The sequence below is a fragment of the Biostraticola tofi genome (genome assembly GCF_004343195.1).
Lineage (GTDB): Bacteria > Pseudomonadota > Gammaproteobacteria > Enterobacterales > Enterobacteriaceae > Biostraticola > Biostraticola tofi.
On record NZ_SMCR01000002.1, the window covers coordinates 405,496 to 425,186 of the forward strand.

The 19,691-nt window shown below is 54.1% G+C and carries 20 protein-coding genes and 3 tRNA genes; 11 read left to right on the forward strand and 12 right to left on the reverse strand.

Annotated elements, in window-relative coordinates:
- Positions 1 to 18: 18 nt before the first annotated feature.
- The 5 genes from rpsO (at position 19) to EDC52_RS06075 (ending at position 5,723) form a co-directional block, all read left to right on the forward strand.
- A complete protein-coding gene (gene rpsO, locus EDC52_RS06055; RefSeq protein ID WP_131864682.1) occupies positions 19 to 288 on the forward strand; it encodes a 30S ribosomal protein S15 in 270 nt (89 codons plus the stop codon).
- 239 nt (positions 289 to 527) lie between these two features.
- The gene (gene pnp, locus EDC52_RS06060; protein ID WP_131864428.1) at positions 528 to 2,645 is read left to right on the forward strand and encodes a polyribonucleotide nucleotidyltransferase; all 2,118 of its coding nucleotides are present in this window, start codon (positions 528 to 530) and stop codon (positions 2,643 to 2,645) included.
- A gap of 123 nt (positions 2,646 to 2,768) precedes the next feature.
- A complete protein-coding gene (nlpI, locus tag EDC52_RS06065) occupies positions 2,769 to 3,653 on the forward strand; it encodes a lipoprotein NlpI (protein ID WP_131864429.1) in 885 nt (294 codons plus the stop codon).
- A 113-nt stretch (positions 3,654 to 3,766) separates the two neighbouring features.
- A complete protein-coding gene (gene yrbN / locus EDC52_RS20405; protein ID WP_407924205.1) occupies positions 3,767 to 3,838 on the forward strand; it encodes a protein YrbN in 72 nt (23 codons plus the stop codon).
- Positions 3,831 to 5,723, forward strand: coding sequence for a DEAD/DEAH family ATP-dependent RNA helicase (locus EDC52_RS06075; protein ID WP_131864430.1), 1,893 nt, complete (start codon positions 3,831 to 3,833; stop codon positions 5,721 to 5,723). The genes yrbN and EDC52_RS06075 overlap by 8 nt, the downstream gene beginning before the upstream one ends.
- Before the next feature lie 68 nt (positions 5,724 to 5,791).
- Here EDC52_RS06075 and EDC52_RS06080 read toward each other — a convergent pair whose 3' ends face one another.
- From EDC52_RS06080 to ubiU, 3 genes are all read right to left on the reverse strand, one after another.
- The gene (locus tag EDC52_RS06080) at positions 5,792 to 6,808 is read right to left on the reverse strand and encodes a luciferase-like monooxygenase (RefSeq protein WP_131864431.1); all 1,017 of its coding nucleotides are present in this window, start codon (positions 6,806 to 6,808) and stop codon (positions 5,792 to 5,794) included.
- Positions 6,809 to 7,084: 276 nt separating this feature from the next.
- Complete coding sequence (locus tag EDC52_RS06085; RefSeq protein WP_131864432.1) at positions 7,085 to 7,963, reverse strand: U32 family peptidase; 879 nt, start codon at positions 7,961 to 7,963, stop codon at positions 7,085 to 7,087.
- Positions 7,964 to 7,976: 13 nt separating this feature from the next.
- Positions 7,977 to 8,972, reverse strand: a complete 996-nt coding sequence (gene ubiU, locus EDC52_RS06090; RefSeq protein WP_131864433.1) for a ubiquinone anaerobic biosynthesis protein UbiU — start codon at positions 8,970 to 8,972, stop codon at positions 7,977 to 7,979.
- A gap of 253 nt (positions 8,973 to 9,225) precedes the next feature.
- On the opposite strand from ubiU, the gene ubiT reads away from it, so the two are divergent.
- Positions 9,226 to 9,750 carry a ubiquinone anaerobic biosynthesis accessory factor UbiT gene (gene ubiT / locus EDC52_RS06095; protein ID WP_131864434.1) on the forward strand — a complete coding sequence of 175 codons (525 nt, stop codon included), beginning with the start codon at positions 9,226 to 9,228 and terminating at the stop codon, positions 9,748 to 9,750.
- Positions 9,744 to 10,250, forward strand: coding sequence for a GNAT family N-acetyltransferase (locus EDC52_RS06100; RefSeq protein WP_131864435.1), 507 nt, complete (start codon positions 9,744 to 9,746; stop codon positions 10,248 to 10,250). The genes ubiT and EDC52_RS06100 overlap by 7 nt, the downstream gene beginning before the upstream one ends.
- A gap of 14 nt (positions 10,251 to 10,264) precedes the next feature.
- On the opposite strand, the gene EDC52_RS06105 is transcribed toward EDC52_RS06100, so the two are convergent.
- The gene (locus EDC52_RS06105) at positions 10,265 to 10,588 is read right to left on the reverse strand and encodes a GIY-YIG nuclease family protein (protein ID WP_131864436.1); all 324 of its coding nucleotides are present in this window, start codon (positions 10,586 to 10,588) and stop codon (positions 10,265 to 10,267) included.
- 137 nt (positions 10,589 to 10,725) lie between these two features.
- On the opposite strand from EDC52_RS06105, the gene EDC52_RS06110 reads away from it, so the two are divergent.
- Positions 10,726 to 11,202: a YhbP family protein gene (locus EDC52_RS06110; protein ID WP_131864437.1), complete on the forward strand. Its 477-nt coding sequence runs from the start codon at positions 10,726 to 10,728 to the stop codon at positions 11,200 to 11,202.
- Here EDC52_RS06110 and EDC52_RS06115 read toward each other — a convergent pair whose 3' ends face one another.
- The 8 genes from EDC52_RS06115 to rsmC form a co-directional block, all read right to left on the reverse strand.
- Positions 11,203 to 11,724, reverse strand: a complete 522-nt coding sequence (locus EDC52_RS06115) for a type 1 glutamine amidotransferase domain-containing protein (protein WP_131864438.1) — start codon at positions 11,722 to 11,724, stop codon at positions 11,203 to 11,205.
- A gap of 92 nt (positions 11,725 to 11,816) precedes the next feature.
- Positions 11,817 to 12,002: a hypothetical protein gene (locus EDC52_RS06120; protein ID WP_131864439.1), complete on the reverse strand. Its 186-nt coding sequence runs from the start codon at positions 12,000 to 12,002 to the stop codon at positions 11,817 to 11,819.
- Between the two features lie 195 nt (positions 12,003 to 12,197).
- On the reverse strand, positions 12,198 to 12,989 hold the full coding sequence (gene fhuF, locus EDC52_RS06125; protein WP_131864440.1) for a siderophore-iron reductase FhuF: 792 nt from the start codon (positions 12,987 to 12,989) through the stop codon (positions 12,198 to 12,200).
- Positions 12,990 to 13,357: 368 nt separating this feature from the next.
- Positions 13,358 to 14,452: a GGDEF domain-containing protein gene (locus EDC52_RS06130; RefSeq protein ID WP_131864684.1), complete on the reverse strand. Its 1,095-nt coding sequence runs from the start codon at positions 14,450 to 14,452 to the stop codon at positions 13,358 to 13,360.
- Positions 14,453 to 14,935: 483 nt separating this feature from the next.
- Positions 14,936 to 15,022: transfer RNA gene (locus tag EDC52_RS06135), tRNA-Leu, on the reverse strand.
- 50 nt (positions 15,023 to 15,072) lie between these two features.
- Positions 15,073 to 15,159, reverse strand: a tRNA-Leu gene (locus EDC52_RS06140).
- 38 nt (positions 15,160 to 15,197) lie between these two features.
- Positions 15,198 to 15,284 (reverse strand) — tRNA-Leu (locus EDC52_RS06145).
- Positions 15,285 to 15,470: 186 nt separating this feature from the next.
- Positions 15,471 to 16,514, reverse strand: coding sequence for a 16S rRNA (guanine(1207)-N(2))-methyltransferase RsmC (rsmC, locus tag EDC52_RS06150; protein WP_131864441.1), 1,044 nt, complete (start codon positions 16,512 to 16,514; stop codon positions 15,471 to 15,473).
- 112 nt (positions 16,515 to 16,626) lie between these two features.
- On the opposite strand from rsmC, the gene EDC52_RS06155 reads away from it, so the two are divergent.
- The 3 genes from EDC52_RS06155 (at position 16,627) to prfC (ending at position 19,150) form a co-directional block, all read left to right on the forward strand.
- Positions 16,627 to 17,031, forward strand: a complete 405-nt coding sequence (locus EDC52_RS06155; protein WP_131864442.1) for a DNA polymerase III subunit psi — start codon at positions 16,627 to 16,629, stop codon at positions 17,029 to 17,031.
- Positions 17,009 to 17,452 carry a ribosomal protein S18-alanine N-acetyltransferase gene (gene rimI / locus EDC52_RS06160; RefSeq protein WP_131864443.1) on the forward strand — a complete coding sequence of 148 codons (444 nt, stop codon included), beginning with the start codon at positions 17,009 to 17,011 and terminating at the stop codon, positions 17,450 to 17,452. Before EDC52_RS06155 ends, rimI begins: the two co-directional genes overlap by 23 nt.
- A 108-nt stretch (positions 17,453 to 17,560) precedes the next feature.
- Positions 17,561 to 19,150, forward strand: coding sequence for a peptide chain release factor 3 (gene prfC / locus EDC52_RS06165; RefSeq protein WP_131864685.1), 1,590 nt, complete (start codon positions 17,561 to 17,563; stop codon positions 19,148 to 19,150).
- Positions 19,151 to 19,691 lie beyond the last annotated feature (541 nt).

Below are 19,691 nucleotides of genomic sequence, written 5' to 3' on the forward strand. Positions count from 1 at the left end.
ATAATCTGGAGTATCATCATGTCTCTAAGTGTTGAAGCGAAAGCTAAAATTGTTACTGATTTCGGCCGTGATGCCAACGACAGCGGTTCCACCGAGGTTCAGGTTGCTCTTTTAACTGCACAAATCAGCCACTTGCAAGGCCATTTTGCAGAGCATAAAAAAGACCACCACAGCCGTCGCGGTCTGCTGCGCATGGTTTCACAGCGTCGTAAGCTGCTCGACTACCTGAAAGGCAAGGATGTCGCGCGCTACACCAGCCTCATCGAGCGCCTTGGTCTGCGTCGCTAAGCCAGACAGTGTTGGTAGAAAGGGGCCTTTTGTGGCCCCTTTCTTCTAGGGTGCAATAGTAATTGATGATCATCAGCTATTGCTGAAGTAAATTATTCCATTGCTGAGGTTCGCGCGGCTAATGAGAGGCTTTATCCGAGGGATAAGGATTGTCATTAGTCGCGAGGATGCAATGAGAAATTGACTATCAATGGCGGGAGCAGCGTGAAAATGTTCCTGCCCTGTAAAAGGATATAATTTTGCTAAATCCGATAGTACGCAAGTTCCAATATGGCCAACATACCGTGACCATCGAAACCGGTATGATGGCGCGTCAGGCAACAGCCGCCGTAATGGTAAGCATGGACGACACGGCGGTATTCGTGACGGTTGTCGGTGCCAGGCAGGCTAAGCCAGGCCAGGGGTTTTTCCCGTTGACGGTCAACTACCAGGAACGTACCTATGCAGCCGGTCGTTTCCCGGGCGGCTTCTTCCGTCGTGAAGGACGTCCCAGCGAAGGCGAGACCCTGATCTCCCGTCTGATTGACCGTCCTATCCGTCCTCTGTTCCCGGAAGGTTTCCTGAACGAAGTACAGGTCATTGCCACCGTGGTATCGGTAAACCCGCAGGTGAGCCCGGACATCGTGGCGATGATCGGCGCATCCGCCGCACTGAGCCTGTCCGGTATCCCTTTTAGCGGCCCAATCGGTTCGGCCCGCGTCGGTTATATCAATAATCAGTACGTGCTCAACCCGACCATGGCTGAGCTGGCTGAAAGCAAGCTTGATCTGGTGGTTGCCGGTACGGCTAACGCCGTGCTGATGGTAGAATCCGAAGCGCAACTGTTAAGCGAAGACGAAATGCTTGGCGCCGTGGTGTTCGGCCACGATCAGCAGCAGGTGGTGATTGAAAATATCAATGCCCTGGTTGCAGAAGCCGGTAAACCGAAATGGGAATGGGCCGCACCGGCAGTTGATGCCGCGCTGCAAAGCCAGGTCGCAACGCTTGCTGAAAGCCGTATTGGCGATGCCTATCGCATCACCGAAAAACAACAGCGTTACGCTCAGGTCAACGTCATCAAAGAAGAGGTGGTTGCCGCCCTGCTCGAGCAGAATGACACCCTGAATCCGGCCGACATCAAGGAATTGCTGGGCAGTCTGGAAAAAGAGGTGGTTCGCAGCCGTGTTCTGCGTGGCGAGCCGCGTATCGATGGCCGTGAAAAAGACATGATCCGCGGCCTGGACGTTCGCACCGGCGTATTGCCCCGCACCCATGGTTCGGCGCTGTTCACCCGGGGTGAGACTCAGGCGCTGGTCACGGCTACGCTGGGTACTGAACGTGACGCCCAGAATATTGATGAGCTGACAGGCGATCGTACTGACCGTTTCCTGCTACACTATAACTTCCCTCCGTATTGCGTAGGTGAAACCGGCATGGTCGGCTCACCCAAGCGTCGTGAAATCGGCCATGGCCGTTTGGCGAAGCGTGGCGTACTGGCGGTGATGCCAAAGGCTAACGAATTCCCTTACACCGTACGTGTGGTGTCGGAAATTACCGAATCCAATGGCTCTTCTTCGATGGCTTCCGTCTGCGGCGCTTCATTGGCGCTGATGGATGCAGGCGTACCGATCAAAGCCGCTGTCGCCGGTATCGCCATGGGCCTGGTTAAAGAAGGCGACAATTTTGTCGTGCTGTCCGATATTCTGGGTGATGAAGATCATCTGGGTGATATGGACTTTAAAGTTGCCGGTAGCCGTGAAGGCGTCACCGCGCTGCAGATGGATATCAAGATTGAAGGTATCACCCGCGAAATCATGCAGGTTGCACTGAATCAGGCCAAAGGCGCGCGTCTGCACATCCTGGGCGTGATGGAACAGGCAATCAGTACTCCGCGTGGCGATATTTCCCAGTTCGCCCCGCGTATCCATACCATCAAAATCAGTCCCGACAAGATCAAGGACGTTATCGGTAAAGGTGGCTCGGTGATCCGTGCCTTGACCGAAGAAACCGGCACGACGATTGAAATCGAAGACGATGGTACGGTGAAGGTTGCTGCAACCGACGGTGATAAAGCGCGTCATGCTATTCGTCGCATTGAAGAAATCACCGCTGAAATTGAAGTGGGCCGCATCTATAATGGTAAAGTAACCCGTATCGTTGATTTTGGCGCCTTTGTGGCCATCGGCGGCGGTAAAGAAGGCTTGGTGCATATTTCTCAAATCGCCGACAAGCGCGTTGAGAAGGTGGCCGATTACCTGGAAATGGGTCAGGAAGTGCCGGTCAAGGTACTGGAAGTTGATCGCCAGGGCCGTGTCCGTCTGAGCATTAAAGAAGCCAGCGCACCGTCCCAGGACCAGGTAGTACCTGAAGTAGAATAAAACGGTCGAGTGCATGAAACAGCTCCCGGCGACGGGGGCTGTCCTATCACCAGGGCGGGATGCCCTGTGTTGAGCCGATGGGGGACAGGACGTTCATCCAATGTTTTTCTTCGGGAGTGGGAAATGAGGCCTTACTTGCGCTGGTGGTTCGTTGCAATGGCGTTTATGCTGGCAGGATGCAGCAACATTGATTGGCGTAAAGACGACGTATTGGCCGTTCCATTGCAGCCTACGTTGCAGCAGGAAGTCATTCTGGCGCGGATGGAACAAATCCTTGCCAGTAGGGCACTCACCGATGATGAACGAGCACAGCTATTATATGAGCGCGGAGTGCTGTATGATAGTCTGGGTCTGAGGGCTTTAGCGCGAAATGATTTTTCACAAGCGCTGGCTATTCGACCCGATATGCCGGAAGTGTTTAACTATCTCGGCATATACTTAACGCAGGCAGGCAATTATGATGCTGCCTATGAAGCGTTTGATTCTGTACTAGAGCTTGATCCAACTTATAACTACGCGTTTTTTAACCGTGGCATCGCCCTGTATTATGGCGGTCGCTACCGTTTAGCGCAGGATGATCTGCAGGCGTTTTATCGCGACGACCCAAATGATCCCTTCCGCTCTCTGTGGCTTTATCTGGTCGAGAAAGAAATCGACACCGACAAAGCTAAAACGGCGCTTACCAAGCGTTATCAGAAAGCGAACCGAGGGCAATGGGGATGGAATATTGTCGAGTTCTACCTGGGGGACATCAGTGAAAAGACACTGATGGAGCGCCTTAAGGCGGACGCAACGGATAACACTTCGCTCGCCGAGCATCTCAGTGAAACTGACTTCTATTTAGGTAAACATTACCTGAGTCTGGGGGACAAGAACTCCGCTTCGGCGTTGTTCAAACTGACGGTCGCTAACAACGTTCACAATTTTGTTGAGCACCGCTATGCATTGTTGGAATTGGCGCTATTGGGCCAAGGGCAAGACGACCTATCAGAATCGGACCAGCAATAGCTGACGAACTAAACATCCTTAACCTGAATTTTCTTTTTTTTTCGCCTGTGAAGGTGAGGGTTTGTTTGTTCGTTTTAAATCCAATTTGAGCCGGTTCACACTTTTTGATGAAAATGACTGATAGTTTTCACGACGAGGTATGTAGACTGGCCGCCATAATGAATGAGGCACGTATACATGTCTGAACTTGAAATCTCCTTTGCTGATCTGGGACTTTCTACTCCTATTCTTAACGCCCTGAGCGATCTTGGCTATGAAAAGCCATCACCTATCCAGGCTGAATGTATCCCCCATCTGCTGGCGGGTCGTGACGTACTGGGTATGGCACAGACCGGCAGTGGCAAAACTGCGGCGTTCGCAGTTCCGCTTTTACATAATATCAATCCCGAACTGGCTGCGCCTCAGGTGCTGGTTCTGGCGCCTACTCGTGAATTGGCTGTGCAGGTGGCCGAAGCATGTTCAGAGTTTTCCAAACACATGAAAGGCCTGAATGTGGTTGCCCTTTACGGCGGCCAGCGTTATGACGTCCAGCTGCGCGCGCTGCGCCAGGGGCCGCAGGTGGTTGTCGGTACTCCGGGCCGTCTGCTTGACCATCTGAAGCGCGGTACCCTCGATCTTTCCCGCCTGAGCGGCCTGGTGCTGGACGAAGCTGATGAAATGCTGCGTATGGGGTTCATCGAAGACGTTGAAACCATCATGGCGCAGATCCCGGCCAAACATCAGACAGCGCTGTTCTCGGCAACCATGCCGGAAGCCATTCGTCGTATTACTCGCCGCTTCATGAATGAACCGCAGGAAGTGCGCATTCAGTCAAGCGTCACCACCCGTCCCGACATCAGCCAGAGTTATTGGACAGTGCAGGGCATGCGCAAGAACGAAGCGCTGGTACGTTTCCTTGAAGCTGAAGATTTTGATGCGGCGATTATTTTCGTTCGTACCAAAAACGCGACCCTGGAAGTGGCCGAAGCGCTGGAACGCAGCGGCTATAACAGTGCGGCGCTGAACGGTGATATGAACCAGGCGCTGCGTGAGCAGACGCTGGATCGCCTTAAAGACGGGCGTCTGGACATTCTGATCGCCACCGATGTGGCTGCCCGCGGTCTGGACGTTGATCGTATCAGCCTGGTCGTTAACTACGACATCCCGATGGACTCGGAATCTTACGTTCATCGCATCGGCCGTACCGGTCGTGCCGGTCGTGCCGGTCGCGCTCTGCTGTTCGTTGAAAACCGCGAACGTCGCCTGCTGCGCAACATTGAACGCATCATGAAGCTGGCTATTCCTGAAGTTGAACTGCCGACTGCCGATGTACTGGGCGCCCGTCGTCTGACCAAATTTGCCGCTAAAGTTCAGGCGCAGTTGGAAAGCAGCGATCTGGATATGTATCGTGCATTGCTGGCCAAGCTTCAGCCTGCTGATGAGCTGGATATGGAAACCCTGGCCGCCGCGCTGCTGAAAATGGCTCAGGGTGAGCGTCCGCTTATCCTGCCGCCTGATCCGGTTATCGATCGTCGTCCACGTCGTGAATTCCGTGAACGTGACGAACGCCGTCCTGAAGCCGGAGGTGAACGTCCTGCCCGTCGCGAGCGTCGTGATGTTGGCGAGATGGATCTTTATCGGATTGAAGTGGGTCGCGATGATGGCGTTGAAGTTCGTCATATTGTTGGTGCTATCGCTAACGAAGGCGATATCAGCAGCCGTTATATCGGTAACATCAAGCTGTTCGCCTCACATTCGACCATTGAGCTGCCCAAAGGTATGCCGGGTGATATGCTTTCGCATTTTACCCGTACCCGTATCCTTAACAAACCGATGAACATGCAGTTTGTCGGTGAAGCAGTAGCGCAGCCGCGCGGTGAACGTCGCGGCGGCGGTGCAGGCCGTGGTGGTTCCGCTGGCGAACGTCGTGATGGCGCTGCTCCGGCCCGGCGTAGCTTCAGCGATCGTCGTGAAGGCGGTAATGCTTCCGGCGAACGTCGTTTCTCCAATCGCAGTGATACTCCGCGCGCCCCGCGTCGCGAGGGTGATACCGCCGCTCCTGCCGGCCGTCGTCGTTTCGGCGATTCATAATCAACCGGCCTAACGCTGCTGATTAATAGAGCCCCATCTCCGGATGGGGCTTTTTTTTGGCTGCCGCTTCAGGATGCCGATTGCAACTCGGCGCGGACATCCATGGCGATGTCAAACGAGGCCAGGCGAGCCTGATGGTCGAAGATCTGGCCATTGATCATCAGTTCGTCGGCGCCGGTCTGGTCGATTATCGATTGCAGGCCTTTTCTCACCGTAGCCCGGTCACCGACTACCGAGAGGCTGAGGGCTTGCTCGACACCGTATTGCTCGCCCGGCGACCAGAGGGCTGCTATATCTTCGACCGGGGCCGGCAAGGGGCCCGGTCTGCCGCGGCGCAGGTTAATGAACTGCTGCTGCATCGAGGTGAAATGGTAGCGCGCATCACGTTCGCTTTGCGCTGCGACCACGTTGATGCAGACCATGGCATAGGGCTGGTCGAGGTAGGGCGACGGGGTGAATTTTTCCCGATAGATTTTAAGGGCCTGCCACAACAGATCTGGCGCGAAATGGGAGGCAAAGGCGAAGGGTAGGCCGAGGGCCGCCGCCAGTTGGGCGCTGTAGAGGCTGGATCCGAGCAGCCAGATGGGGATGTGCAGTCCTTGGCCAGGCACCGCCTGCACCGGTTGGCCGGGTTTGACGTCGTCAAAGTAGGCCAGCAGTTCTTTTACGTCGTTGGGGAAGCTGTCGACATCGCCGGACAGATGTCTACGCAGGGCGATCATGGTGCGCTGGTCGGTACCGGGTGCGCGTCCGAGTCCAAGGTCTACCCGTCCCGGATACAGGGTTTCAAGGGTGCCGAACTGTTCTGCTATGACCAGCGGGGAGTGGTTAGGCAGCATGACGCCTCCGGAACCGATACGCAGGGTACGGGTGCCGCCGGCAATGTAGCCGAGCAGTACTGAGGTGGCGGCGCTGGCGATGCCGGTCATGTTGTGGTGTTCGGCCATCCAGTAGCGGTGGTAGCCCCATTGCTCGGCGTGGCGGGCAAGATCGAGGGAGTTGTCAAAGGCCTGGCGGGGGTTGGCTCCGAGCGGTACCGGAGAGAGGTCGAGTACGGAGAAGGCGATCGGCTGTTGTTTTTGCATAATGAGCTCACTGTCAGTCGTAGACTTTAAGTGTCGGCTAATGGTGAGTATGAGTATTACCTAAAAGTGTGTATTCGGGTAATTTGGCTTACGTCAATTCATCCCATCCGGGGTGGTCTCCCGTTAACCTGAGTTCACTCTGGCAGATGGCGAGGTGTTGCCAGCGAGTACGCGGTTAGCGGATCGTCCCCCCGATGGATGCTCTTGGCTTTCGCCAATTCATCCCATTCGGGGTGGTCTCCCTTTTACAGTTGATCGGTTTGGCTGTGCGTTGGGTTATTCGACCAGTTCGAGGCCGGCGATGCGTTTCCAGTAGCCGTTGCAGTCGTGCTGGCGGGCGAGCGGGTAGGGATGGCTGCCCTGGAGATTGTTTCTGAAGTCGTCGATAAGCGGCAGGGTATCAAGGCTCTGAGGTGAAAGCCGCACCACATCGACCAAGCCTGCCATCGAGGGCTGCTCATTAATCAGGTTATAGCAGTAGCCGCTCTGGGTCTGGATGCCGTTGAGGACGAAGACCTTCTGCTGTTCCTGGGTCAGCACCGGACGGCCGGTGGGGTAGTTGATGCAGCAGGTTTCGCATTCGTCCCGGGCGCGGTTTTCGGAGCGCGCGGTGAAACAGCGGGCTGACCAGGCCAGCGGCAGGTGGCCGTAACTGAACAGTTCGACGTCGAACCGGTGGCGAAAGCCCAGTTCGTCGCATTGCTGCAGGGTATTTTGCAGCCATTCGCGCGATAGCTCGACCGGCATGCACCAGCGCATCATGCCCTGGCGGTGCAGGATGCGCAGGGTGTAGGCGTTGTAGCAGTTGAGCGCCGGGCCGCCGACGAACGGCAGGTGGTGTTCTGCCGCAAGCTGGACCATGCCAAGGTCGTTGGCTTCGATCAGAAACTCGCCGTTGTCGATATAGCGTTTGAGTTCGCTAAGCTCCGAAGGGGCCTGGATAAGCGCCAGGGTGCTGATAACGATTTGCTTACCCGAGGTCGACAGACTTTTGGCCAATGCAAGCCAGTCGCCGGTTTTCATGGCGCGGCGTTTGCTGCAGACATTTTCGCCAAGGTAAATGATATCGGCGCTGCTGTCTCGGGCGGCCAGGTAGAAGGTTTCGGTTTCCTGTTTGGGCCAGTAATAAAGTAACGGTCCAAGTGCGTATTTCATGAATATTCTCCTGTTACTGCCATTGCCGATGATAGGCGCCCAGGGTGGTCTGGGTGCCTTCTGCGACCGCGCCGAGCGCCTCGACCCAGGCATCCTGCGGGCTAAAGTTTTCCGGGTCGGCACGGCAAAGATCTATTGCCTGCCGCCAGACTTTAGTCACCTGGCTGACATAGGCTGGACTGCGTTGACGACCTTCGATCTTTACCGACGCGATGTTGGCAGCCAATAACTCCGGCAGCAGCGAGAGTGTGTTGAGGCTGGTCGGTTCTTCTAGGGCATGATAACGTTGGCCGTCAACGTGGTATCGGCCTTTGCACAGAGTTGGGTAGCCAGCGTTTTCATGCTCGGAATAACGATCAATCAGCACATTGTTTAATCTGGACTCCAAACCGGCCTCCGTTTTCTGCCAGCGGACAAAGCGCGCCGGCGAACAGGCTCCGACGGTGTTGGGTGATTCCCCGGTCAGGTATGAAGACAGATAGCAGCGTCCCTCAGCCATGATGCACAGGCTACCGAAGGCGAACACTTCCAGCGGTACCGGACTTACGCGGGCCAGCTGTTTGACCTGGTGCATAGACAGAACGCGGGGCAAGACCACGCGCGCCACATCAAAGTTCTGCTGGTAGAAACGAATAGCCGCTTCGTTGGTGGCAGAGGCCTGGACTGAAACGTGACGTTCGATGTCGGGATAACGGCTGGCAGCATACTCAAGCATCGCCGGGTCGGCCAGGATCAAGGCATCGGCACCACTTTGCGCCGCCATATCCACCGCGCGCTGCCAGCGTGAAAATCCGTCTGGATGGGCAAAGGTATTGATAGCGATATGCAGTTTTCGCCGATAGCGGTGAACGTACTCCCTGGCTTCCTGCAGCCGTTTATCGGTAAAATTCAGGCCGGCGAAGTGACGGGCATTGGTATCATCCTTGAGGCCGATATAAACTGCATCGGCACCATGGTCGATAGCCGCCTTCAGGGCCGGCAGGTTTCCGGCGGGACAGAGCAATTCCATAAAGCTCCTGGCTAGGCTGTGCCGTGACGCCCAAAGCGTCAGGCAGTTAACAATGGGTTTAATCGGCGATTTTAATTAAGGTTGAATAAACGGATGTTGATTTGAGGCAGTTTATGGCGTATTGAGGTCGATTAGTCGCCGATCGAATGGCGTGAAATTGCTGATGTTTGTTCAACAAACATTGATGCAGCCCCCTAACGCTTTTATTCACTGTGGCAAAATAGTGCCTGATTGATACATAGGAGTAGATGCCGTGTTGGATAAACTACGCACACAGCTGGTGCGTCAAGGGCCTGCGCTTTTGCGTCTGCCTATCAGTATGATGCCGTTTGCGCTCAAGCAAAGAGTGATTGAACAGGTGCTGCACTGGCAATTTCGCCAAGCCCTGGCTGAAGGCGAACTGGATTTTCTGAACGGTCGCTGGTTGAAAATCGAGGTCAACGATCTGGACCTGACCTGGTTTATGACGGTGATTGACGATCGGCTGTCGGTCAAAAGCGAGGGGATTGCCGATGTCAGTTTTGTCGGAAACGCTAATGACCTGGTGCTTATCGCCGCCCGCAAAGAAGATCCGGATACGCTGTTTTTCCAGCGACGCCTGACGATCGAGGGGGATACCGAGCTGGGTTTGCAGGTTAAAAATCTGATGGATGCCATTGATCTGGAGAGTATGCCCAAGGCGTTGCGCATCACCCTGCTGCAGTTGGCGGAGTTTATTGCCGCCGGAGTCAAAGAGAGCGCGCCGGTGAAAGCCACCCGCGCCAGCCTGCCGTGTTGATTCGGATAGAAATCCCGGTCGATGCCCAGGGGATCACTGCGCTGTTGCGTCGGGCATTCAATCGAGATGACGAAGCCTGTCTGGTGCACAAATTACGTGAGGATGGGCTACTGACGCTTGGCATTGTCGCCACTGACGATGACGGCGGCGTCATCGGCTATGCGGCATTCAGCCCGGTGCTTATCGACGGGGAAGACCGGCAATGGGTCGCTTTGGCGCCGCTGGCGGTAGACCAACCGTTCCGTGGACAGGGTATCGGTGGGCAACTGCTGTACACCGGTCTGGATACGCTGAATGAATTTGGCTACCACGGTGTGGTAGTGCTGGGCAGTCCAGACTGGTATAGCCGCTTTGGCTTCAGGGCCGCAGCTGAACTGCCGCTGGAGTGTCGCTGGCCTGGCAGTGAGGTTGCGTTACAGATGTTCAGCCTGTCGGATGAGGCGCTGGTCGGCCTCAGCGGCCAGGTGGAGTTCGCTGAACACTTCAATGCCTTATCCTGATAGGCGAGGCGGCCTCAAACCGGCGCGTCTTGCCGTCCCCGTGGCGCCACGGTCGCCAGGCTTTGCCACAGATCGTCCAATAGTATCTCGGGCTGGTTTATCAGGCGTTCTTTTTGCGTCCGGCTCAGTTGCTTGACCCGGTATTCCCACCGGGAAGCGCTGGGGCGATCGCCGGCCGGGCGACAGAATTCAAGCGTCAACGGGCCTTTTCCTCTCAGCGCTTTGGCTCCGGTACCAAGCCGGTGCTGTTCCACACGCCGAATGACATCAGTGGTGATGCCGGTGTAGAGTATGCCGCTGCGGGTGCGGACCAGATAAAGGTACCAGCAAGTGGTCATGATAAATTGTCGCGTTCCTCGTTACGGTCCAAATCGGGTGAGCCAGGCGGCCAGCGCAGCCGTAAAACCCTTCAGCGGCTGTCGTCCGCCGACAGTCTGATATTCTCATCATCGTTATTGAAAATAAAGCGGTTGCCATGAATAGAGCAGAATCTTTTGATGCGTTGATTGGCTATCTCTATGGCCAGCATGTGCTGACGCTGTGCACCGGCGACAGCACCAGCGGCACCCTCTGGTGCGCCAACTGTTTCTATGTACTGGATGTGAAGGCGATGGCTTTTATTATCATGACCGACAGTGATACCCGCCATGGGGCCATGTTACAGCATTGCCGTTTTGTCGCCGGTACGGTTAACGATCAGCAGCCTGAGGTCAGCCAGTTACAGGGTGTGCAGTATCAGGGGCAGTGCCGGCAGCTGGCGGGCGAAGCGCTGAATAATGCCAGGGCGCTTTATCTGGCGCAAATCCCCCAGGCAGCAGCTTTCAGCACACCGGTGTGGCAAATCCGTCTGGATGAAATCAAAATGACTGATAATCGGCGCGGTTTTGGCACCAAGATTTACTGGCGGCGAGCTGATGAACAGCGCCGGCAGATAGCTTCTGCCGGCGGTTAATTATTTCTTGTTGAGGATCCGCAGTGATTCACGGTTGAACGCGGGCAAGTCATCCGGCGTTCTGCTGGTCACCAGGATGTCATTATCGACCACCACTTCTTTATCGAAAAAGTCGGCTCCGGCATTTTTCAAATCCACCACGATGGCTTTAACAGTGGTCATTTTCTTGCCGCGCACGCCATCGGCGCTGATAAGCAGTTGGGGCCCATGACAGATGGCAAAGACCGGCTTACCGCTTTGCACAAATGCCCGGGTAAAGTCGACAAAGCGGTCATCGCCGCGCAGACTGTCGGGTGAATGGCCACCGGGTAGCAACAGCGCATCGAAATCATCGACGCTGACATCGTCAATCGACTTGTCGATAGTCACCTTGGCTTCACCTTTTTTGCCGGTGACGATTTTACCCGCCTGTTCTTCAATCGTGATGACCTGATGGCCCGCTTGCTGATAGGTCTTGGCAGGCGACGTGAATTCGGAATCTTCAAATTCATCGGTTATCAATACCGCTATTTTCTTGCTCATCCTGTGCTCCTGAGGTTGAATGATGGCGTCCACTAAGACTAGTGGCGATCTTCTCTAAGAGCAAATCCTGCTTATAACCCTTTGATGTAAGGTTATTTCTGCGCAATTCCGTCGGCAGGTTTCCGTGTGCTGTCAATTTTATCCAGCATCAGTTGAAAGAATGGGTTGTAGGTAACACGCGTCAGGGTTGCAGCCGAAATGCTCAAGGCGGCTTGCTCGCCGCGTGCCGCCAACTGGCCCAGGGCAATACCCGATTCGCCGGGGTTGGCCGTTTTCATGGATCATCCAGCCGCGCCAGTCGCTTTGGTCCAGCTTGGCGGCTGGTCACTCATCGGGCACCTGGGTATGCCACAACATCAAAGGGGGTCTCTGCTGGGATTGATAAATACGTCACCCCAGCAGGGCCAGGCTGATGATGGCCAGAATAATCAGCCCTTGCTTAAGCCATTTGCTCAGATGACGGCTGCTCCGGTTCAAGGCGCCAGCGTACAGGTGGTGCACATTTCCACGCCGGGTAATTTATAGCGCTGGCAGCAACTGCGTCGCTGTCTTTTAGCCTGGCGGGTGATGACGGTGCGATACAACGGATTATCGCTGCCATCACTCAGGGTTTCGCAGTCAAACAGCGCTGTATCGAGAGCATCCAGCACACGGCTGTCCATACCGGGCCTAAGCTGGGTCAAATACCAGTACATCAGGTAGCCATTGTTGTTCCATATCAGCTTGCCGTTCAATGCTCCCAGCGCTTCCAGCTTATCGACCACCGGCCGCAGATGGGCGGTTATCAGATGCTCGATGCGTTGGCAGGCACTGGCGTCCTGATAGCCGGGCAGAGGGGCCGGGGCGAGATAAAACCCTGCAGGTCGGCCGGTTTCATGAATATCGAGCAGATAGGCGGAGGCGCTGCAGTCAACCCCTTGGGGATGTTTGAGCAACGCCAGCATCAAAGGCGGGATCAACAGGCCGAAATACCACTGCGCCCATAATGATAACAGCGGCTTGTCATCGCGTTTTACGCCGGCATGTTCGCGATAGATATCATCGCCATAGCGCTGTAGCCATGCTGCCAGTACCGCCGGTTCAGACCAGCTCTCAAGGGTGTGAGCGGTTGACGGCGTCGGTTCTGCAAGCCTGAGGGCGTTGAGAAAAAAAGCCTCATTTGCCGAGAACAGCGCCCTCAGTTCGCCGGCATGCGCAGCACCGGCATGACGGTCATTGCGTTGATTGCCGATGTTGCATGCCTTCTTATTGACGCTGGCTGTCATCTGCTGGACCGATCCAAAGGGTAAACGTGCATTCTAAATGAGAATGACAGTCATTGCTAAATTTTATAAGCATGGGAATAAATATATTTAAATGTCTATTTTTTTGATCATAACAGCAGTGATAATTAACACTGTGTTATTTCGGTGGCTCCCTGGTTGCATTTTTGACCTTTTCTTTTACGCTTTTTGGCGGCTATTTAAAGTAGGGGGATTTTCGGCAATGCTGATGATCAGTGCCGGCGGAGTAAGTAATCGTTAAGCTTCAAAGGTATAATATCTTAAATTAAGATAATACTCAGAATATACAGCGGGGCGTCTTTTGATTTAACTATAAAGTAATTTATTCAAGACAGGTAAGTAATTCAAAATTACTGGACGGCATTAACCGATCCGGTGTTAATCGGATTATCCTCCACGGCGAGTTGAACCACATTTCTTCCGCTTTTTTTGGCCTGATATAATGCGACATCGGCCATGCTCAGGGATTCGATGATATTGTCGCCGGACAGCATCGCGATACCCGCGCTCAGGGTGACGGTGGTGGGTTCATTTTCGCTGTACACATGGGGTATCTTCAGATCCAATACGGCCTGGCGCACGCTTTCCGCCCTTTCCATGGCCTGGTGCTGGTCAACGTCGATAAGCAGCACCAGAAATTCCTCCCCGCCGTAGCGCACCACAACATCCCTGGAACGCACGGCATCGCGTATGGCTACAGCCACTGCCACCAGAGCTTTGTCCCCCATGGTATGGCCATAGTTATCGTTATAGGCTTTGAAGTGATCAATATCGAGCAGCAGAATATAGTGGCTGTTACCTTTATCGAGCGCCAGGTTTTCCAGCTTGTTATTCATCCCGCGCCGATTGAAGAGGCCGGTGAGCGGGTCAATCATGCTTAAATCACTGAACCGCTCACGCTCGTGGCTTAGCCGATTGACCAGTTCATGAGTAAACACATCAGCCCGTTTATGCATCAGGTAATGCAGGGAAAAGCTGAGCAGTGGCAAGACGATGGCTAATGCCAGCATGGGCGCATGGGTGAAATCGTCCAGCACCACTACCGTCACGGCCGAAGGCAGACTGTGCAGGCAAAAAGCCTGGAAGTTACCGGTTAGCGAAATCGCGCTGATGAAAAAGACCATCATCAGGCTGAACAGCAAGACGTTTTTATCCAGGGGGACCATCGAGTGAAAGCGGGTGCTGATATGCCATGCCCATAATAATCCGATAATAAGTGAGAAAATATTCAGCTGGTGGGCATAATTTTTCATTCTGAAATAGCTGATTATCAACAGAATAGGACTCGCCAGTGCAACCAAGATAGAAGGGATGGTCGGGGTTCGAGTAGTATTGAACGCAGTAGCGACGTAAAATATTGAAAATAAAATATTTATGAATAAAAATAATAACAAAGATAATCGCTGTCGGCTTCGGCGAAGTTCGTCATAGCTAATATTATTCATCATCTGTTAGGAATTCAGCCCCGAGAAGTCAATGGCAAAGCAATGCGAAATAATGACTCAATAATAACAAATAAGGATTTCGGTTATTATTATTTCCAATCAATTATTAGATCTACTTCCTGTAATTTAACAGTTTTAATTACTGATGTCACTCGCCGAGAAAAAATCACCCAACGCGTATCAGGCAAAGGTGTTTCAGGCTGAAAAGGGGATGTCTGGCGGTTGCCGAGACGAATTCTAGGTCGTGCGGCAACAGGCGCGGGTAATAAAATCAAGGGCAAGCAATAGCCAAGCAACGATAGAGAAAAGCAGTATCAGATGAAAGCAACTGTAGAGGAGGGCGATAGTAGAGGAGGGCAACTGGAGAAGTGGGCGATAGTAGAGGTAAGCTACACTAGAGGCAAGCAAAAGTAGAGGCAAGCAATACAAGCAATAGCAGAGGCAAGCAACAGAGGGCGATCTTGGGCAGGGATTCATGAATTTTGGTGCGAAGAGAGGGACTTGAACCCTCACGTCCGTTAAGACACTAACACCTGAAGCTAGCGCGTCTACCAATTCCGCCACCTTCGCTCAGCCAAATTCATTTTTTGAAGCTTACAGTACCGATGCCGTTAACCGATTGGTGCGAAGAGAGGGACTTGAACCCTCACGTCCGTTAGAACACTAACACCTGAAGCTAGCGCGTCTACCAATTCCGCCACCTTCGCGTTCAATTCGGTAACAAAAATACTGCGTGTAGTGATGATGGTGCGAAGAGAGGGACTTGAACCCTCACGTCCGTTAAGACACTAACACCTGAAGCTAGCGCGTCTACCAATTCCGCCACCTTCGCATGACATCGATAAGGCCGAAGCCCTATCACTACGGAGGCGAATTCTAGAGGTTTTAGCGTCAAGGTCAATGATTATTTGAGCTTTGATCGGCATTTGACGAAAAAAACACCCCTGTCTGTCGATACGCAGCCGATGGAGGGGCGAGCATCATTTCCATCGGTGCGTTTTACCGCGCCTGCGGGCGATTAACGTTTTTTATCTTTGCCACGGCTTACCTGATGTGTGGAAAGATAAACCTTGAATCGTCCATTCTGCGCCAATACCTGATGGTTGCCGAATACCGCATCCAGCAGGTCCGGATACGGCAGAAAGGCATTAGCCACGATTCGCAGCTGGCCACCTATCCGTAAATGGGCAAGGGCACCGCGAATAAGGCTCTCGGCAGCCTGGAGATTGGTATGCATACCGTCGTGGAACGGCGGATTGGAAATGATCATGTCGAATCGGCCAGACAGGTCGGAATAGACATCGCTGACCACCACGGTTCCGGTCAGTCCGTTAGCCGCAAGAGTAGCTTCGGCTGCGGCCAGGGCTGGGGCATGCGCATCAGTGAGCGTAAGCTTGATGCCCGGGGATCGGGCGGCAAGCACCGCAGACAGTACGCCGGTGCCGCAGCCAATATCGGCCACTGCGCCTTTGACCGGTTCGGTGAAGGTGGAGAGCAGCAACTGCGTGCCGCTGTCCAGACCATCGCGGCTGAAAACGCCCGGCAGCGTTTTGACTACCACGTCATCCACCTGATAGCCGTTCCAGAATTCATCGGCGTCAAATGAGGGTTGGGTTGACAGAGTCCCGTGATAAAGACCACAGCGACGGGCGCTGTCAATCTTGCCCAGGCTGCTGTAGTCGGTAAGCATCCCTTCGGCGCTGCGCACGCCGCTGCGGTTTTCTCCAACAATAAAGATATCGCTGCCCAATGGCATCAGCGACAATAAATTCATCAGTTGAAATTGCGCCTCAGGCTTATTTTTAGGCCAGAAATAGATTAACGTATCGCACTGGCCGACCATGTCGCTGCTGGCGACCAGCCCGTACCCGACCGTTTCCTCAGCCATTCTGGCGCGCAGGGTCTTGGCGTGGTGATACCAGGCGGTATGGACACGCACCACATTGGCCTCGAACTCGGCCGGTAACGTATCCTGTATATCGCCGGCAAATAGCACCTGCTTATCCAAAAAACGGTCTTGATGACGAAGTATCACTTCACTGGCGGGTGTTAATGCAGACATGCGGCTAAGGCTCCTAAATAATCCAGTGGGGAGTATAGTGGTTTATTGCCGCCGGTTCGATGTGTTTGGTAGCATAGCGGCGCACAATCCACTGCCGCCTACAGGACAGCAAATGACTTCACGACGCGACAGAATGTTACAACAGCTGGGTATCACACAATGGTCGCTCAGGCGCCCGGCGGTGCTTCAGGGCGAAGTCGCGGTGGCGATACCAACAGGTATCAAGCTGGTGGTCATAGCCCAGACCCTGCCGGATTTGGCCCATCCTCTGGTCAGGGATGTCCTGCAAAGCCTTGGCCTGGCGGTAAAAGACAGTTATCCGCTTACCTCAGACCAGGTGCTGATGCTGCCGGATGACACCCGGTGCCACAGTTGGTGGCAGGGTAGCTCGGCCACCAGAAGCCTGGTGGGTATCTCACTCAGTTCGCCGTCACTGGCGACGCTTATGGATAATGCCAGCGCTAAACGCGAACTCTGGCAGCAAATTTGTCAACATGAACATGATTTCTCCGCTTGATCCGACCGACCTGACCGAAGCCTGGCATATCGAGCAGGCCAGCCATGCCTTTCCCTGGACGGCCAAGACTCTTGCCAGCAATCAGGGCGACCGCTATCTGAACTTCAAATTAACCCGCGATGGGGTGATGGCCGGATTCGCCATTACCCAGGTAGTGCTTGATGAAGCCTCGCTGTTTAATATCGCGGTTCACCCGGATTTTCAGCGTCGCGGCGTCGGCCGCCAGCTGCTTGAGCATCTGATTTCGGCGCTCGACGCGCGGGATATACTGACGCTGTGGCTTGAAGTGCGCCGGTCCAATCGGGCCGCCATCGCGCTGTACGCTTCGCTGGGGTTTAATGAAGTCTCGGTGCGCCGTGACTATTATCCGGCGGCGGCGGGGCGTGAAGATGCCATTTTGATGGCGCTGCCGCTGGGTTAGCGGCTTATCTGCACGCTATCAATGCTTTCCTACTCCATGTAGAATCTCGGCATAAAGCACCATTATCGCTATTGTTGACCATCACGACGTACCATCGAGAAACAAATGATGAAGAATGCCTCCTACGCTGCAGAAGTTGCGGCCCGGCGCACTTTTGCGATCATATCGCACCCCGACGCCGGTAAAACCACCATCACCGAAAAAGTCCTGCTGTTCGGACAGGCCATCCAGACCGCGGGTACCGTCAAAGGGCGTGGTTCAAGCCATCACGCCAAGTCCGACTGGATGGAAATGGAAAAGCAGCGCGGTATTTCCATCACCACATCGGTGATGCAATTCCCTTATCGCCATGCCCTGGTCAATCTGCTGGATACCCCGGGGCATGAAGACTTCTCTGAGGATACCTACCGAACGCTGACCGCGGTGGACTGCTGTCTGATGGTGATTGATGCCGCCAAGGGCGTTGAGGACCGCACCCGTAAGCTGATGGAAGTGACGCGCCTGCGCGATACGCCAATCTTGACGTTCATGAACAAGGTCGACCGCGACATCCGCGATCCTACCGAACTGCTGGACGAGGTTGAAAGCGAATTGCGTATCGCCTGTGCGCCCATTACCTGGCCTATCGGCTGCGGCAAGCTGTTCAAAGGGGTCTACCATCTCTATAAAGATGAAACCTATCTTTACCAAACCGGCAAAGGCCATACTATTCAGGAATTGAGGGTAGTGAAAGGGCTCAATAACCCCGAACTGGATACAGCGGTCGGCGAAGAACTGGCGGCTCAGTTGCGTGAAGAACTGGAACTGGTACAGGGTGCCTCCCATCCGTTTGAGAAAGACGCTTTTCTCGCCGGTGAGCTGACGCCGGTATTTTTCGGCACAGCCCTGGGCAACTTTGGCGTCGATCATATGCTGGACGGCCTGGTTGAGTGGGCACCGCCACCGATGCCGCGCAGCACTCATGCGCGGGTGGTCAGTGCTGACGAAGAAAAATTTACCGGCTTTGTCTTCAAGATTCAGGCCAATATGGATCCCAAGCACCGTGACCGGGTGGCGTTCATGCGCGTGGTTTCCGGGCGCTACGAAAAAGGGATGAAACTGCGTCAGGTCCGCACCGGCAAAGACGTGGTAATTGCCGATGCGCTGACCTTTATGGCGGGCGATCGCTCTCATATTGAAGAAGCCTACCCGGGCGATATTATCGGTTTGCATAACCACGGTACTATCCAGATTGGCGATACCTTTACCCAGGGCGAAGATCTGAAGTTTACCGGTATCCCCAACTTTGCCCCTGAGATGTTCCGCCGCATCCGTCTGCGCGATCCGCTCAAGCAGAAGCAGTTGCTTAAAGGACTGGTCCAACTGTCGGAAGAGGGCGCCGTGCAGGTATTCCGCCCGCTGAGCAATAATGATCTTATCGTTGGCGCGGTCGGGGTGCTGCAGTTTGAAGTGGTGGTTGCCCGATTGAAGAGCGAGTACAACGTTGAGGCGTTGTATGAGTCGGTCAATGTCTCCACCGCTCGGTGGGTAGAGTGTGCCGATGCCAAAAAACTTGAAGAGTTCAAGCGTAAGAATGAGCTCAATCTGGCACTGGATGGCGGCGATAATCTGTCTTATATCGCCCCGAGCATGGTTAACCTTAACCTGACTCGCGAGCGTTATCCCGACGTCCAACTGCATAAAACCCGTGAGCATTGATTCGACTGGATGCTAGGGTGTTCAAGCGTTAACGTCAGCAGGCTCGACGGTTTGTCGAGCCTGCTGCTTTACTGCCCGGGCGGATTCGACCCCATTGCCATTTGGCGGCCATTCCCAGCCGAGGCCGCGCAGAACCTGCCTTTTCCACTCTAATGCGTCATTCTATTTCGGCTACGGAAAGTTCTTAAATCGTTGCTTATACTTCAAAATCGATGATTTTTTCTCTGACCGCCATGCAATTTGTTATTTCTGGTCTATAGTTAAATTGTCTCTTCCGGAATGGTCAATTACGCTGGTAATTTCGACGAATTCAGAGTGATACGCTACTTATTCAGGCGTTCGTGATCAACTTTCACTCTCGGGTCGGCCTTTCTGGCAGGGAATTAAGCACTATCGTTCTTCGGAAAATAACTCAATGGCTAATGCCGTTACGATAAAAGATTAAAATTTCGATTGAATAGGGTACTGCCAGGCTGCAGCTCTCTACTATTTTTCACTGTATTGCCGGATGCTTTATTCCCCGTGCGTATTCAGACAGGCC

Coding starts and splice junctions, on each gene's coding strand:
- EDC52_RS06085 (WP_131864432.1), bottom strand. CDS start 7,963: ATGAAATACGCACTTGGACCGTTACTTTATTACTGGCCCAAACAGGAA.
- EDC52_RS06075 (WP_131864430.1), top strand. CDS start 3,831: ATGTCTGAACTTGAAATCTCCTTTGCTGATCTGGGACTTTCTACTCCT.
- fhuF (WP_131864440.1), bottom strand. CDS start 12,989: ATGACAGCCAGCGTCAATAAGAAGGCATGCAACATCGGCAATCAACGC.
- EDC52_RS06155 (WP_131864442.1), top strand. CDS start 16,627: ATGACTTCACGACGCGACAGAATGTTACAACAGCTGGGTATCACACAA.
- EDC52_RS06120 (WP_131864439.1), bottom strand. CDS start 12,002: ATGAAAACGGCCAACCCCGGCGAATCGGGTATTGCCCTGGGCCAGTTG.
- ubiU (WP_131864433.1), bottom strand. CDS start 8,972: ATGGAATTGCTCTGTCCCGCCGGAAACCTGCCGGCCCTGAAGGCGGCT.
- EDC52_RS06105 (WP_131864436.1), bottom strand. CDS start 10,588: ATGACCACTTGCTGGTACCTTTATCTGGTCCGCACCCGCAGCGGCATA.
- nlpI (WP_131864429.1), top strand. CDS start 2,769: ATGAGGCCTTACTTGCGCTGGTGGTTCGTTGCAATGGCGTTTATGCTG.
- rimI (WP_131864443.1), top strand. CDS start 17,009: ATGAACATGATTTCTCCGCTTGATCCGACCGACCTGACCGAAGCCTGG.
- rpsO (WP_131864682.1), top strand. CDS start 19: ATGTCTCTAAGTGTTGAAGCGAAAGCTAAAATTGTTACTGATTTCGGC.
- EDC52_RS06130 (WP_131864684.1), bottom strand. CDS start 14,452: ATGAATAATATTAGCTATGACGAACTTCGCCGAAGCCGACAGCGATTA.
- prfC (WP_131864685.1), top strand. CDS start 17,561: ATGAAGAATGCCTCCTACGCTGCAGAAGTTGCGGCCCGGCGCACTTTT.
- EDC52_RS06110 (WP_131864437.1), top strand. CDS start 10,726: ATGAATAGAGCAGAATCTTTTGATGCGTTGATTGGCTATCTCTATGGC.
- rsmC (WP_131864441.1), bottom strand. CDS start 16,514: ATGTCTGCATTAACACCCGCCAGTGAAGTGATACTTCGTCATCAAGAC.
- EDC52_RS06080 (WP_131864431.1), bottom strand. CDS start 6,808: ATGCAAAAACAACAGCCGATCGCCTTCTCCGTACTCGACCTCTCTCCG.
- EDC52_RS06115 (WP_131864438.1), bottom strand. CDS start 11,724: ATGAGCAAGAAAATAGCGGTATTGATAACCGATGAATTTGAAGATTCC.